Here is a 13,966-nt window from a genome sequence, read left to right as displayed (position 1 = left end):
ATTGCCGTTTCTTCTTACTGGTTTCGAACAGGCCCGCGAATATAAGCGCGCAAGTATTCACGCTCTATCCCATGTAAGGGCACCATTAGAAAGGGGTTGATGCTATGATTGAGCTTGTCCAGATTGAAAAACATTTTCAGGGACAGGCGGTCGTGCATCCGCTGTCGCTCTCCATTAAGGAAGGGGAATTCCTGACCTTGCTGGGCCCAAGCGGCTGCGGCAAGACAACGATCCTCCGTATGATCGCAGGCTTCGAGCAGCCTACGGATGGACAGGTATGGCTCGCGGGGCAGAACGTGACGGATGTTCCTGCAAGCAAGCGGGATCTGAACCTCGTATTCCAGCATTATGCCCTATTTCCGCATATGACCGTTGAAGATAACATCGCGTTTGGGCTAAAGATGAAGAAGATGCCGCGTGCCCAGATCAAGGAGCGTGTAGATGAAGCTGCCCAAATGACCCAGCTGTCGGCGCTGCGGGATCGCTTTCCGCATCAGCTCTCCGGCGGTCAGCAGCAACGTGTCGCCATTGCGCGTGCGATTGCGAACAAGCCCAAGGTGCTGCTGCTGGACGAGCCGCTTGGCGCGCTGGATTTGCAGCTTCGCAAAAACTTGCAGTCCGAGCTGAAACATTTGCAGCGTACGCTTGGGATTACATTTGTTTATGTGACGCATGATCAGGAAGAAGCGATGATGATGTCCGACCGGATCGTCATTATGAATAATGGCAAGGTGGAGCAGATCGGCACGCCGCGCGAGATCTATGCGAGACCGCAGACCCTGTTCGCTGCAACCTTTGTCGGGGAGAACAATATTTTCTCATCGCCGGAGGGGCTTATCGCTGTTCGGCCCGAGAAGATGGTGGCTCAGCGGGAGCCGGGTGCGAAGAAGACGGGTGTCATTGAGGACATTCAATATTTGGGCAGCGTGCATAAATTGCTGGTGCAGCTGGATGGCGAGCCAATGAAAGTGACGGTGGCGCTCGATATATCGGATGAACGTCCGTGGCAGATCGGTGAGGCTGTAGGGGTGAACTGGAACGACAAGGACGAGGTGATGATCGAGCCATGAGAAATTCCCGATTTCTCCTGCCGCCGGTCCTGTTGTGGCTGTCATTGTTCCTAGTGATCCCGATGCTGATCGTGGTGGGCATCTCGTTTTTGTCGAGGGACACGCTTGGCCGAGTTGTATTTGAGTTCAACCTGGAGGGATACCGCACTTTTTTTGATCCGCTGTATTTGGGGATCTACTGGGACACGCTGGTTTTGTCGCTTCTGACTACGGTCATCTGTTTGTTGGTCAGCTATCCGCTGGCCTATTATATAGCGAACGCGTCCCCGCGGGTTCAGACTTGGGGGCTGGTCCTGATTACGATTCCGTTCTGGATCAACTTTCTAATCCGCACGTATGCCTGGGTGCTGCTGCTGCGAACGCAAGGGGTCGTCAACAGCGCATTGCTCTGGCTCGGCTGGATTGATGAGCCGATTCAGATGCTGTATACCTACGGCGCGGTGCTGATGGGCATGGTCTATAACTTCATTCCGTTCATGGTGCTGCCGATCTACGTGGCGCTGGAGCAGATGGACAAGCGTCTGCTGGACGCCGCAAGCGACCTCGGCGCTTCCAGATGGAAGGCGTTCCTGCATGTGACGCTGCCGCAGAGCAAGTCGGGCATCATGACCGGTGCGGTGCTTGTCTATGTATCGACTTCCGGCATGTTTGTGGTGACGGATATTCTGGGCGGTGCGAAGTCGACCATGATCAGCAACATTATTCAGACGCAGTTTCTGGGGGCACGTAATTGGCCGTTCGGCGCGGCGCTGTCAGTGATTTTTGTCGTGACATCCCTGATCCTGATTCTGCTGTTTAACCGGGCGATGCAGGCTCGTCATCAACGAGTAGGGGAGGGAAGAGCGTGAAGAAGCGCAGCCATCCCCTGCTGGGGATCCATTCGTACCTGATGCTGGCCTTCATCTATATGCCGATTCTGATCATTATCATTTATTCTTTTAACAGCGCGAGACTTAGCGGCAACTGGGAAGGCTTCACACTGGACTGGTACACATCCTTGTTCCAGAATCGCCATGTCAGGGAAGCGCTGATGAACAGCCTGACGATCGCGATTACATCCACAGTGGTGTCGACCATGCTCGGCACAGCGGCGGCGCTGGCGCTGCGAGATTTGCGCGGCAAGAAACGCAGCGGCATGAACGGGCTTCTGTATCTCCCGGTTATCATCCCGGACATCATTATGGGGCTGTCGCTGCTGGTGATGTTCAGCCAACTGAACATGCCGCTAGGCAAGACGACGGTGATGATTGCGCATATTACATTCAGCTTGTCCTACGTCTATGTAGTTGTGACAGCAAGGCTGTCAGGCATGGGCAAGCAGCTGGAGGAGGCTGCGCAGGATCTTGGCGCCACGCCGTGGCAGACGTTCCGGCATGTGACGCTGCCGCAGATTGCCCCGGGGATTATATCCGGTGCACTGATTGCTTTTACGCTGTCGCTGGATGATTTTATGGTGAGCTTTTTTGTGGCGGGGCCGAGTTCAACGACGCTGCCAATCTATATATACGCCCAGGTTAAGCGGGGGATATCGCCGGAGATTAACGCCCTGTGTACACTGCTGATCCTGGTGAGCATTACCCTGATTCTGCTGTCCCAATACATTCTTAACCGGGGCAACAATGACAAGAAACACAAGACATTGCCGATTTAAAGCAAATTTGCTTTTTCGGATAGAGGGATGATCTCAAAAGATCCCAAAAAACGGAACGAGGAAGAGAGGAGATAAGGAATTGAAAAGAAGAGGATGGACCCGTCTGCTGGCGGCAGGCTTGGTTGGGGTATTGTCGGTAGGCCTTTTGGCAGGCTGTGGCTCAGAGAAGGAAACGCTGCATATTTACAGCTGGGCGGATAACTTTGATCCCGAGGTGCTGAAGGATTTCGAGGAAAAGTTTGATGTGAAGGTCACTTATGACAACTATGCCAACAATGAGGATCTGCTGGCCAAGATCAATGCGGGCGGAAGCGGATATGATCTGATTCAGCCTTCGGATTACATGGTCAAAACGATGATTGAGTCAGACCTGCTGGAGCCGCTGGATATGAACAATATCCCGAATTTCGAGAACATTTCTGACACGTTCAAGGACCCGTCCTACGATCCGGGCAACCAATATTCGATTGTGTACACCACCGGTGTGACGGGCATTGCATATAACACGAAGTATATTCAGGATGAGATTAACAGCTGGGAAGATCTGTGGAATCCCGAATATAAGGGCAAGGTGCTGCTGCTTGACGATAATCGCGAGGTGATCGGCTTGGCGCTCAAGAAGCTCGGGAAATCGAACAGCACGACCGACGAGGCGGAGATTACCGCAGCGGTGGAGGAGCTGAAGACGCTTCTTCCGAATGTGCTTGCCTTCGACACGGACAGCATCAAACAGAAGATGATGCAGGAAGAGGGCTGGATTGCGAGCGTATGGTCGGGGGATGCGGCGTTTATCGCGGCTGAGAATCCGGATGTGGCCTATGTTGTGCCTGAAGAGGGAGCGACGATTTTCTCCGATAACTATGCGATTCCGAAAGGTGCGAAGAACAAGGAACTGGCCGAGAAGTTCATCAACTTCATGCTGGAGCCTGAAGTGAGCGCCAAGAACTTTGAGTATATCGGATACAGCAATCCGAATACCAAAGCGATGGAATTCCACAGCGAAGATTATCGCAACAATACGATGATCAATCTGACAGACGAAGAGCTGGCGCGGACCGAATGGCTCGATAATGTGGGCGAGGCGCTGCAGCTGTACGACCGTCTGTGGAGCGAACTGAAGAGCGGCCGGTAACAAAGCTGTTATCGTTTGTTAAATATAGAAAGCGGGAAAAGGTCTGTCGAATCGACAGGCCTTTTCTTTGTATGCCGTCACATCCTCGGACCTATGTCTGGAGAAGTCATTTTCTCGAACCTGAGCTCGCCGCTGTATCCCGAGGTTAGGGAGTTTGGCCGGGAAGGCATGAGCGGGGATAGGCCCTCGGCCCCGGAATCAAAATTGTCATTCGTATTGTTACCTATAGACCAAGCATGAAGGATTATAATGGGAAAGGAAGTGAACAATAACAGCAACTTATTCAATTGACCCCATAACAAAAACGACAAAGGTGGAATTTCGAAATGAAGCGTAATCTCCGTATATGTGCATCGTTCATTGCAGCTGGTGTTCTGATCGGAAGCCTCGGATGGACCGGGCAGGTGATTGAGGCGAACGGATCGGCACAGGCGGCCGCGGCCAGCCAGAAGAAGTCCAGCAAGGAAGTTGTTCTGAAATGGAATGGCAAAGTGCTGCCGCAAAAAGGAATCCTGTCCAACGGTGTTACATATGTGCCAGCTACCGCCGTCAGAGACGCGCTCGGTTTGCCGATTAAGTATGATGCTAAAGCGCGTGCTTATACGCTGGGCGATGGATACAACCGTCTGAAAGCGGTGGTGTATGCCTCGAAAGACATCGGCCTATCGGTTAACGGGCTTTACATAGGGGAGCCTGGAGGCCAGATCATCGATGGGCGTTTGTATATCCCGTATAAAGTGCTCAGTGATTATATGGGCGTTCAAGGACAGTGGAATGCGGCGCAGAAGACGCTTTCGATGGTGCCGAAAAAGCAAAATGCGATCACAATTTCTGCCAAAACATTGAAGGAGTCCACGGATAAAGCCAACATTCAAGTGCGCTATGCCCAGATCAGCGGTCTTGGCAACGATAAAGCGCAGTCTGCGATCAACGAGACGCTAAAGCAGCATGCCGAGCGGTTCATCGAGGCGGCGAAGGAGCAGGTTGCGGAAGCGCCATCGCCTGAGCCGGGGATGGAGTATGAGTTCCAGGGCGATTTTGTAGTGACCTACAACGCAGAGGGGCTGCTCAGCATCTTGACGAGTGAATACACGTATACGGGCGGGGCGCATGGGATGACTTACCGCCAGGGTTATACGTTCTCGCTGGAGGACGGATCGCTGCAAAGCCTCGGGGACGTCATTAACCTGAAGGGTGACGGCAAGAAGAAGCTGAATGATTATGTATTGAAGAAATTCAAAGCCAATGAGGGCTATCTCGGCGGGTTTGAAGGCGTATCGGACGATGCCGATTTCTACCTGAAGGACGGCGCAGCGGTGCTCTTCTTCCAGCTGTATGAGTACACGGCGTATGCTTACGGTTTTCCGGAGTTTGAGCTGAAGCTGAAGGAGTGGAAGTAAGGGCTGCAGTTATGTAAGCAGACTCGTCGAGTACAAGAGTTATGGAAAAAACGGGCAGGCACCGATTCGGCGCCTGCCCGTTTTTTTATGCAAATAAGGTTTCCGGCTGAGTTTACAGTCCTTGCGCCGGAGTTTTCTCCAGAACCTGATCGACGATGCCGTATTCCTTGGCTTCTTCAGCAGTCATGAAGTAGTCGCGATCGGTGTCTTTCTCGATGCGCTCAAGCGGCTGACCGGTACGCTCTGCGAGGATGCGGTTCAGCTTGTCGCGCATCTTCAGAATGCGGCGGGCGCGGATTTCGATATCCGTTGCCTGGCCTTGTGCGCCGCCAAGCGGCTGGTGAATCATGATTTCGCTGTTAGGCAGCGCGAAGCGCTTGCCCTTGGCACCTGCATTCAGCAGGAACGCGCCCATCGAAGCCGCCATGCCGACACAGATGGTCGAAACATCCGGCTTGATGAATTGCATCGTATCGTAAATGGCCATGCCGGCGGTAATCGAACCGCCCGGGCTGTTGATGTAAAGATGAATATCCTTTTCAGGGTCCTCTGCTGCCAGGAACAGCATTTGGGCAATGATGGAATTGGCGACCACGTCATTTACATCGGAGCCGAGGAAGATAATGCGGTCTTTCAGCAATCTGGAATAGATGTCGTACGCCCGCTCGCCGCGGTTGCTTTGTTCAACGACCATAGGTATAAAACTCACGTGGAAAACCTCCTCTTAAGTACAGTCCTCTTTAAAATACTGTTACCGTATTACCCACATGATAAACAATTCAAATCAAAAAGTCAAAGAAAGTCAAACTATCGGGTAAAAAAAAGAGCCATCTCAGGCACTATGCGGGTAAACAGTAATGATGATATGGCGCGCCCGCGAGGAATCGAACCTCGATCTCAGGCTCCGGAGGCCTACGTCATATCCATTGGACCACGGGCGCATAAAAATTAGCAACGAAATTGATTATACAACAAGTTTGAACAAAAGACAAGAAGTCGTTCAAAAGATTGTTTTTGTCTAGACCCAAGCATCATTTGGCCATAATGTATAAGAATGCCTGAGGCTGAGAAATATACTTTCGGACCCCTTGCAACCTGCATAATAATTGAGTAGAATAAGGGTGGGACTTAAATTGCTTACCCGGGACATTTTACGTCCAACATAAAGAGCGTCGAGACGAAGTTTGCAGGAGTGGAATGCATGCGTGACCTATTAGAAATACAAGAGCAGCTTCTGCCAGATCTCATGGACACTCTTAAACGAAGGTATACGATCCTTCATCAGATCAGGTTGTCTGGAGTTGTCGGACGGAGGACGCTCGCCGGATCACTCGAGATGACCGAGCGTGTGCTCAGAGCGGAGACCGATCTTCTGAAGGCACAAGGTCTGATTGAGATCGAGACGGTCGGAATGCGGATCAGCGATGCCGGCATCTGTTTGCTGGAACAGCTGGAGCCGATGATGAAGGAGCTGTTCGGTCTGGCCCGCCTGGAGGAGAAGATTCGCAAGGCTTATGGCTTGCGCAAGGTTGTTGTCATTCCTGGCGACAGTGAATCCTCCCCGGATGTGAAGCGTGAGCTTGGCCGTGTCGGAGCAAGAACGCTCCTCAGCTATGTTCATAGCGGAGACACGATTGCCGTCACAGGCGGATCAACGCTTGCCGAAGTGGCAGAGCAGATGACCGCGCTTGCCGGCGGCCCTTTGAAGGGAAGCTGGTTTGTACCGGCTCGGGGCGGCCTTGGAGAGAGTGTGGAGATTCAGGCGAATACGATCGCTTCCAAGATGGCCAAACGGGTTGGCGCGGAATACCGGCTGCTGCATGTACCGGATTTGCTGGGCGAGGATGCCTATCAGTCTCTTGTGCATGATCAGCATATTCAGGAGATTGTGCATGTCATCCGTCAATCACGCATTATCATTCACGGCATCGGCGACGCCATGGAGATGGCCCGCAGGCGCAAGCTGGATGACGGCTCGATTGACAGTCTGCAGAAAGACGGTGCCATTGCGGAATCCTTCGGATACTATTTCAGCGAATCAGGTGAGGTCGTACACAAGATGCTTACGCTCGGTCTTCGGCTTGAAGATATTATGCGCACCGAGATCGTTATTGGCATCGCAGGAGGAAGAAGCAAGGGCAAAGCGATCCACGCTGTGCTGAAATTCGGCCATGAAGACATTCTGGTCACGGACGAAGCGGCTGCGCTGGAAGTTATGAAGGAAATAGAGACGCTCTAGCATTAAAGGACCATGGACCAGGATTGAACGGGGTGGAGCGCCTAAGTGCTGCATGCCTGAATGGAGCCCGAAGTGCTGCGATCATATGGAATTGTCCCTTTTTCGCAGGCATTGGCCGCACATTCAAGCTATTGTTGTCATGACTGACCTTTTGGCGGTCTTGAATATATACAAATAAAGCAAATATGGAGGGAACTGCTAATGGTTAAAGTAGGTATTAACGGTTTTGGACGTATTGGACGTAACGTGTTCCGCGCTGCGCTGAACAACAGTGAAGTTGAAATCGTGGCAATCAACGATTTGACTGACGTGAGCACACTGGCACACCTTTTGAAATATGACACAACTCACGGAAGACTGGATGCAACAGTTGAAGCTAAAGAAGGCGCGCTTATTGTAAACGGCCGTGAAGTGAAAGTATTCGCTGAGCGTAATCCAGAAGCTCTTCCTTGGGCTGAATACGGTGTTGAAATCGTGGTTGAATCCACAGGTATCTTCACTGCTAAAGAAAAAGCTTCCGCTCACTTGAAAGGCGGCGCGAAGAAAGTTATCATCTCCGCTCCAGCTACTGACGAAGACATCACAATCGTTATGGGCGTTAACGAAGACAAATACGATCCAGCTAACCACACCATTATCTCCAACGCTTCTTGTACAACGAACTGCTTGGCTCCTTTCGCCAAAGTTCTTGATGAGAAGTTCGGCATCGTGAAAGGCATGATGACTACGGTTCACTCTTACACGAATGACCAGCAAGTACTCGATCTGCCGCACAAGGACCTTCGTCGTGCTCGTGCTGCTGCTGAGAACATCATTCCTTCCACAACTGGTGCGGCAAAAGCAGTTAGCCTTGTCCTGCCACAACTGAAAGGCAAACTGAACGGTATGGCTATGCGCGTACCTACGAAGAACGTTTCTGTTACAGACCTCGTTGTTGAGCTGTCCAAGAACGTAACCAAAGAAGAAGTTAACGATGCGCTGAAAGCTGCAGCTGACGGCTCGCTGAAAGGCATCCTGAACTACTCCGACGAGCCGCTTGTATCCAGCGACTACAACAGCGATCCGGCTTCTTCCACGATTGATGCGCTCTCTACTATGGTAGTTGGCGACAACATGGTTAAAGTCGTTTCCTGGTATGACAACGAGTGGGGCTACTCCAACCGCGTTGTTGACCTCGCTGCTTACATCGCAAGCAAAGGTCTGTAATTGATTTAAACCATTCAATCGAAGAGGAGTTCCGCTTAAAGGTGCTCCTCTTTGGTTCATGGTTTTTCCTGTTTTTAAGCCATAAGCCATGCACTTAAACACATAGACAACACGCCGGGCTTTGGACGACATAAAGAGATGAAGAGCACCTGCTGTCGGCTGGGGAGAATAGTTTCTAGGAGGAACGTGGAGATGAACAAGAAAAGTGTACGTGATGTAGAAGTAAACGGCAAACGCGTCTTTGTCCGGGTCGATTTCAATGTACCGCTTGAGGATGGTAAAATAACAGATGATACTCGTATCCGCGAGACACTGCCAACCATCAATTACCTGATTGAGCGAGGCGCGAAGGTCATTCTCGCCAGCCACATGGGTCGCCCGAAAGGCGAGGTTGTTGAATCGCTGCGCCTGAATCCGGCAAGCGAGCGCCTGTCCGAACTGCTTGGCAAACCGGTTGCGAAGGCGGATGAAGCTGTAGGCGAAGCGGTTAAGGCTCAAGTGGAGAAGCTGCAAAACGGCGATGTGCTCGTGCTTGAGAACGTGCGCTTCTATCCAGGCGAAGAGAAGAACGATCCGGAGCTGGCGAAGCAATTCGCAGAGCTTGCTGATCTGTTCGTCAATGACGCATTTGGTGCAGCTCACCGTGCGCATGCTTCGACAGAAGGCATTGCCCATCATCTGCCGGCTGTATCCGGTCTTCTGATGGAGAAGGAGCTGTCTGTTCTGGGCAAAGCGTTGTCGAACCCGGATCGTCCGTTCACAGCGATCATCGGCGGTTCCAAAGTTAAGGACAAAATCGATGTCATCAACAACCTGCTTACACTGGCTGACAATGTCATCATCGGCGGTGGACTTGCCTATACGTTCTTCAAGGCGCAAGGCCATGAAATCGGCAAATCCCTGCTGGATGCAGAGAAGCTGGATACGGCGCTTGGCTTCATTGAGAAAGCTAAAGAGCTGGGCAAAAACTTCTACCTGCCGGAAGACATCGTAGTAACTGACGATTTCAGTGCAGATGCAAACACCAAGGTGGTCACGATCGACAGCATCCCAGCAGATTGGGAAGGCATTGATATCGGTCCGAAGACACGCGAGAAGTATGCAGAAGTGATTAAAAACTCCAAGCTGGTCGTATGGAACGGGCCGATGGGCGTGTTCGAAATCGAACCGTTCAGCCACGGTACTCGCGCTGTAGCGCAAGCTTGTGCGGAAACGTCTGCTTACACGGTGATCGGCGGCGGAGACTCGGCTGCAGCAGCTGAAAAGTTCGGTGTAGCTGACAAGATGGACCACATCTCGACGGGTGGCGGCGCATCCCTTGAATTCATGGAAGGCAAGGCGCTTCCTGGCGTTGTGGCTCTGAACGACAAGTAAGACACGAATGGGTAAAGACGCAAGATAGCAGTTCCCCGCGGGATGGCGGGGAATATTTAAGGAGTGAACCTAGTGAGAACACCAATCATAGCTGGCAACTGGAAAATGTTCAAAACGGTTCCGGAAGCAACGTCCTTCTTCGAGGAAGTTAAGGGCAAGGCGGAAGTAGAAGGCGTTGAGAGCGTCATCTGCGCGCCGTTCACAACGCTTCCGGCTCTGGTCGAAGCTGCGAAAGGAACAAGCATCAAGATCGGGGCTCAGAATCTTCATTATGAAGACAGCGGTGCATTTACCGGAGAAATCAGCGGTTCCATGCTGAAGGATCTGGGCGTGGACTACGTCATTATCGGGCATTCCGAGCGTCGTCAGTACTTTGCGGAAACCGACGAGATCGTCAACAAGAAGGTGCATGCGGCATTCCGTCACGGACTGCTTCCGATTGTATGCGTTGGCGAGAAGCTCGAAGAGCGTGAAGCAGGGAAGACGAAGGACGTATGCAAAGTGCAGACCGAAGCTGCATTCGCAGGTGTTCCTGCAGACCAAGCGGTTCATGTCGTCATTGCCTATGAGCCGATCTGGGCGATTGGCACAGGCAAATCCTCCACGGCGCAAGATGCCAACGAGGTGATTGCATATATTCGCGATCTCGTGAAAGGATTGTACGGGGAAGACGTTGCAGCTGCGGTTCGCATTCAGTACGGCGGCAGCGTGAAGCCTGAGAATGTAACGGAGTATCTGGGGCAAAGCGACATTGACGGCGCTCTCGTCGGCGGTGCCAGCCTGCAGCCAGCTTCTTACATTCAACTCGTTGAGGGGGCGAAGTAAGATGTCAGCACCAAGACCGGTAGCCCTGATCATCATGGACGGATTCGGGCTGCGCAATACGGAGGCAGGAAATGCGGTCGCTAAGGCGAATAAGCCGAATTATGACCGTTATCTGAAACAATATCCGAACACCACACTGACCGCTTGCGGAGAAGCTGTAGGCCTGCCGGAAGGGCAGATGGGCAACTCCGAGGTCGGCCACTTGAACATTGGTGCAGGACGGATTGTATATCAGGACTTGACCCGGATCAGCAAGTCGATTCGTGAAGGGGAGTTCTTCAAGAACGAAACCCTGGTTGAGGCCATTCAGAATGCCAAGAAGAACAACAAGAAGCTTCACCTGTACGGGCTTGTATCCGATGGTGGCGTACATAGCCATATCGAGCATATGTTTGCCATGCTGGATCTCGCGAAGCAAGAAGGCCTGGACGAGGTGTATATTCATGGCTTCATGGACGGACGCGACGTCGCTCCGGACAGCGGGCGTCAATTCGTCAAGGACCTGATCGCCAAGATCGAAGAGATTGGCATCGGCAAGATTGCTACGGTATCTGGCCGTTACTACGCAATGGACCGCGACAAGCGCTGGGACCGTGTAGAGAAGGCTTACCGTGCGATGGTATACGGTGACGGCCCGAAATATACGGACCCGCTCAAGGCCATTGAAGACTCCTATGAGAAGTCGATCTATGATGAATTTGTTGAACCGACGGTGATCGTGGATGAGCAGGGGAACCCGGTCAGCCTCGTGGAGAGCGGAGATTCGGTTGTGTTCCTGAACTTCCGTCCTGACCGTGCGATTCAGCTGTCCCAAGTGTTCACGAACAAGGATTTCCGCGGTTTCGAGCGGGGACCGAAGTTCCCTGAGAACCTGCATTTTGTGTGCCTTACGCTGTTCAGCGAGACGGTCGAAGGCTTCGTGGCCTACAAGCCGAAGAACCTCGACAACACGCTGGGCGAAGTGCTTGTACAGCATAACAAAAAGCAGCTTCGCATTGCCGAGACCGAGAAATACCCGCATGTTACCTTCTTCTTCAGCGGCGGGCGCGACGTGGAGCTTCCTGGCGAAACGCGTGTCTTGATCAACTCGCCTAAGGTGGCGACTTACGATCTTCAGCCGGAGATGAGTGCATACGAGGTGGCTGAAGCTTGTGTGAAGGAAATCGAGGCGGATAAGCATGATGCCATCATTCTGAACTTCGCGAACCCGGATATGGTTGGTCACTCCGGCATGCTGGAGCCAACCATCAAAGCGGTGGAAGCCACGGATGAGTGCGTAGGCAAAGTCGTTGAAGCCGTTCTGGCCAAAGGCGGGGTTGCTATCATCACGGCCGACCACGGCAACGCCGACATGGTATTCGACGAGAATGGCCGTCCGCATACGGCACATACAACCAATCCGGTTCCGTTCATCGTCACCGATGAGAATGTGACCTTGCGTGAAGGCGGCATTCTGGCTGACATCGCTCCAACGATTCTGGATCTGATGCAGCTGCCGAAGCCGGACGAAATGACGGGCACTTCGATGATTGCAGCACGCAAATAAGAAATAAAACACCTGAAACAGCCTGGCAGCAATGCCAGTTTCAAATACCATATTAACAAAAGGAGACTATACCCATGACCATTATTTCTGACGTATATGCACGCGAAGTCCTTGACTCCCGCGGTAACCCGACTGTAGAGGTTGAAGTATACCTGGAATCCGGCGCAATTGGCCGTGCCATCGTTCCTTCCGGTGCTTCGACTGGTGTTCACGAAGCAGTTGAGCTTCGCGACGGCGACAAATCCCGTTACCTCGGAAAAGGTGTTCTGCAAGCAGTAAAGAATGTTAACGAGGTTATCGCTCCTGAAGTGATCGGAATGGACGCGCTTGATCAAGTAAGCATTGACAAGCTGATGATCGCTCTGGACGGAACCCCGAACAAAGGCAAACTGGGTGCAAACGCGATTCTGGCTGTATCGATGGCTGTCGCTCGTGCAGCTGCCGAAGCGCTTGCTATGCCGCTGTACACTTACCTTGGCGGATTCAACGCAAAACAGCTTCCAGTACCAATGATGAACATCGTGAACGGCGGCGCTCATGCTGACAACAACGTTGACGTGCAAGAGTTCATGGTACTGCCTGTAGGTGCTTCCAGCTTCAAAGAAGCGCTTCGTATGGGTGCTGAAATCTTCCACAACCTGAAATCGGTTCTGAAAGGCAAAGGACTGAACACTGCTGTTGGTGACGAAGGCGGCTTCGCTCCGAACTTCACTTCCAACGAAGACGCGCTGTCCTCGATCATTGAAGCGATTGAAAAAGCTGGCTACACGCCAGGCAAGGACGTATTGCTGGGTATGGACGTGGCTTCCACGGAATTCTTCAAGGATGGCAAATATGTGCTTGAAGGCGAAGGCAAATCCTTCACACCTGCTGAGTTCGTAGACCTGCTTGCTTCTTGGGTAGAGAAATATCCAATCATCACCATCGAAGACGGCTGCTCCGAGGACGACTGGGAAGGTTGGAAATTGCTCACTGAGAAATTGGGTGACAAAATTCAGCTCGTGGGTGACGACCTGTTCGTTACGAACACTGAGCGTCTGGAAAGAGGCATCAAGGAAGGGATCGGTAACTCCATCCTGATCAAAGTTAACCAAATCGGTACGCTGACTGAAACATTCGACGCGATCGAAATGGCAAAACGCGCTGGTTACACCGCTGTGATCTCCCACCGTTCCGGTGAGTCCGAAGACAGCACGATCGCTGACATCGCGGTTGCTACAAACGCTGGCCAGATCAAAACGGGTGCACCTTCCCGTACGGACCGCGTTGCGAAATACAACCAGTTGCTTCGCATCGAAGACAACCTGGGCGAACTCGCTCAGTACGACGGCTTGAAGTCGTTCTACAACCTGAAGCAACAATAATAAGGGCTATAAAAGCCTGGCTCCTGCTGTTGCGGGGGCCGGGCTTTTTTTTGCGCTTATTGGGGTTGCAGGGGGGCGAGGCTGCACAATAGATCGTGCTTGTGGGAAGGTGCGCGAATCGCCTCCGGTCGCTGTTAAAATTGGGAAACATGGAACGAA

General features: G+C 52.3%; 12 protein-coding genes and 1 tRNA gene. 11 read left to right on the top strand and 2 right to left on the bottom strand.

Annotated elements, in window-relative coordinates; genetic code table 11:
- The first annotated feature begins 104 nt into the window (after positions 1–104).
- From CHH75_RS22885 to CHH75_RS22865, 5 genes are all read left to right on the top strand, one after another.
- Positions 105–1,070: an ABC transporter ATP-binding protein gene (locus CHH75_RS22885; RefSeq protein ID WP_095267847.1), complete on the top strand. Its 966-nt coding sequence runs from the start codon at positions 105–107 to the stop codon at positions 1,068–1,070.
- Entirely contained in the window at positions 1,067–1,918 is an 852-nt protein-coding gene (locus CHH75_RS22880) for an ABC transporter permease (RefSeq protein WP_095267848.1), read from the top strand. The genes CHH75_RS22885 and CHH75_RS22880 overlap by 4 nt, the downstream gene beginning before the upstream one ends.
- Before the next feature lie 41 nt (positions 1,919–1,959).
- Positions 1,960–2,721, top strand: a complete 762-nt coding sequence (locus tag CHH75_RS22875) for an ABC transporter permease (protein WP_155618373.1) — start codon at positions 1,960–1,962, stop codon at positions 2,719–2,721.
- Positions 2,722–2,800: 79 nt separating this feature from the next.
- Positions 2,801–3,853: an ABC transporter substrate-binding protein gene (locus CHH75_RS22870; protein WP_095267850.1), complete on the top strand. Its 1,053-nt coding sequence runs from the start codon at positions 2,801–2,803 to the stop codon at positions 3,851–3,853.
- A gap of 326 nt (positions 3,854–4,179) precedes the next feature.
- Positions 4,180–5,253, top strand: a complete 1,074-nt coding sequence (locus tag CHH75_RS22865; RefSeq protein ID WP_095399238.1) for a PdaC/SigV domain-containing protein — start codon at positions 4,180–4,182, stop codon at positions 5,251–5,253.
- A gap of 112 nt (positions 5,254–5,365) precedes the next feature.
- Here the strand turns inward: CHH75_RS22865 and clpP are convergent, their stop codons facing one another.
- Both clpP and CHH75_RS22855 read right to left on the bottom strand, forming a co-directional pair.
- Positions 5,366–5,962 (bottom strand): ATP-dependent Clp endopeptidase proteolytic subunit ClpP, encoded by a 597-nt coding sequence (gene clpP, locus CHH75_RS22860; protein ID WP_095267852.1) that lies wholly within the window; start codon positions 5,960–5,962, stop codon positions 5,366–5,368.
- Positions 5,963–6,119: 157 nt separating this feature from the next.
- Positions 6,120–6,194: transfer RNA gene (locus CHH75_RS22855), tRNA-Arg, on the bottom strand.
- Between the two features lie 260 nt (positions 6,195–6,454).
- On the opposite strand from CHH75_RS22855, the gene CHH75_RS22850 reads away from it, so the two are divergent.
- The 6 genes from CHH75_RS22850 to eno all read left to right on the top strand — a co-directional run bounded on the left by CHH75_RS22850 (position 6,455) and on the right by eno (position 13,807).
- The gene (locus tag CHH75_RS22850; protein WP_095267853.1) at positions 6,455–7,492 is read left to right on the top strand and encodes a sugar-binding transcriptional regulator; all 1,038 of its coding nucleotides are present in this window, start codon (positions 6,455–6,457) and stop codon (positions 7,490–7,492) included.
- Between the two features lie 201 nt (positions 7,493–7,693).
- Positions 7,694–8,698 carry a type I glyceraldehyde-3-phosphate dehydrogenase gene (gene gap, locus CHH75_RS22845; RefSeq protein ID WP_095399237.1) on the top strand — a complete coding sequence of 335 codons (1,005 nt, stop codon included), beginning with the start codon at positions 7,694–7,696 and terminating at the stop codon, positions 8,696–8,698.
- Between the two features lie 192 nt (positions 8,699–8,890).
- Positions 8,891–10,072, top strand: a complete 1,182-nt coding sequence (locus tag CHH75_RS22840) for a phosphoglycerate kinase (protein WP_095267855.1) — start codon at positions 8,891–8,893, stop codon at positions 10,070–10,072.
- Positions 10,073–10,144: 72 nt separating this feature from the next.
- A complete protein-coding gene (tpiA, locus tag CHH75_RS22835; RefSeq protein ID WP_095399236.1) occupies positions 10,145–10,897 on the top strand; it encodes a triose-phosphate isomerase in 753 nt (250 codons plus the stop codon).
- 1 nt (position 10,898) lies between these two features.
- The gene (gpmI, locus tag CHH75_RS22830; RefSeq protein ID WP_095399235.1) at positions 10,899–12,443 is read left to right on the top strand and encodes a 2,3-bisphosphoglycerate-independent phosphoglycerate mutase; all 1,545 of its coding nucleotides are present in this window, start codon (positions 10,899–10,901) and stop codon (positions 12,441–12,443) included.
- 74 nt (positions 12,444–12,517) lie between these two features.
- Positions 12,518–13,807, top strand: a complete 1,290-nt coding sequence (eno, locus tag CHH75_RS22825; RefSeq protein WP_095267858.1) for a phosphopyruvate hydratase — start codon at positions 12,518–12,520, stop codon at positions 13,805–13,807.
- Positions 13,808–13,966 lie beyond the last annotated feature (159 nt).

Source organism: Paenibacillus sp. 7541 (assembly GCF_002276395.1).
GTDB classification, from domain to species: Bacteria; Bacillota; Bacilli; order Paenibacillales; family Paenibacillaceae; genus Paenibacillus_AQ; species Paenibacillus_AQ campinasensis.
This window is presented reverse-complemented; position numbering and strand designations above follow the sequence as displayed.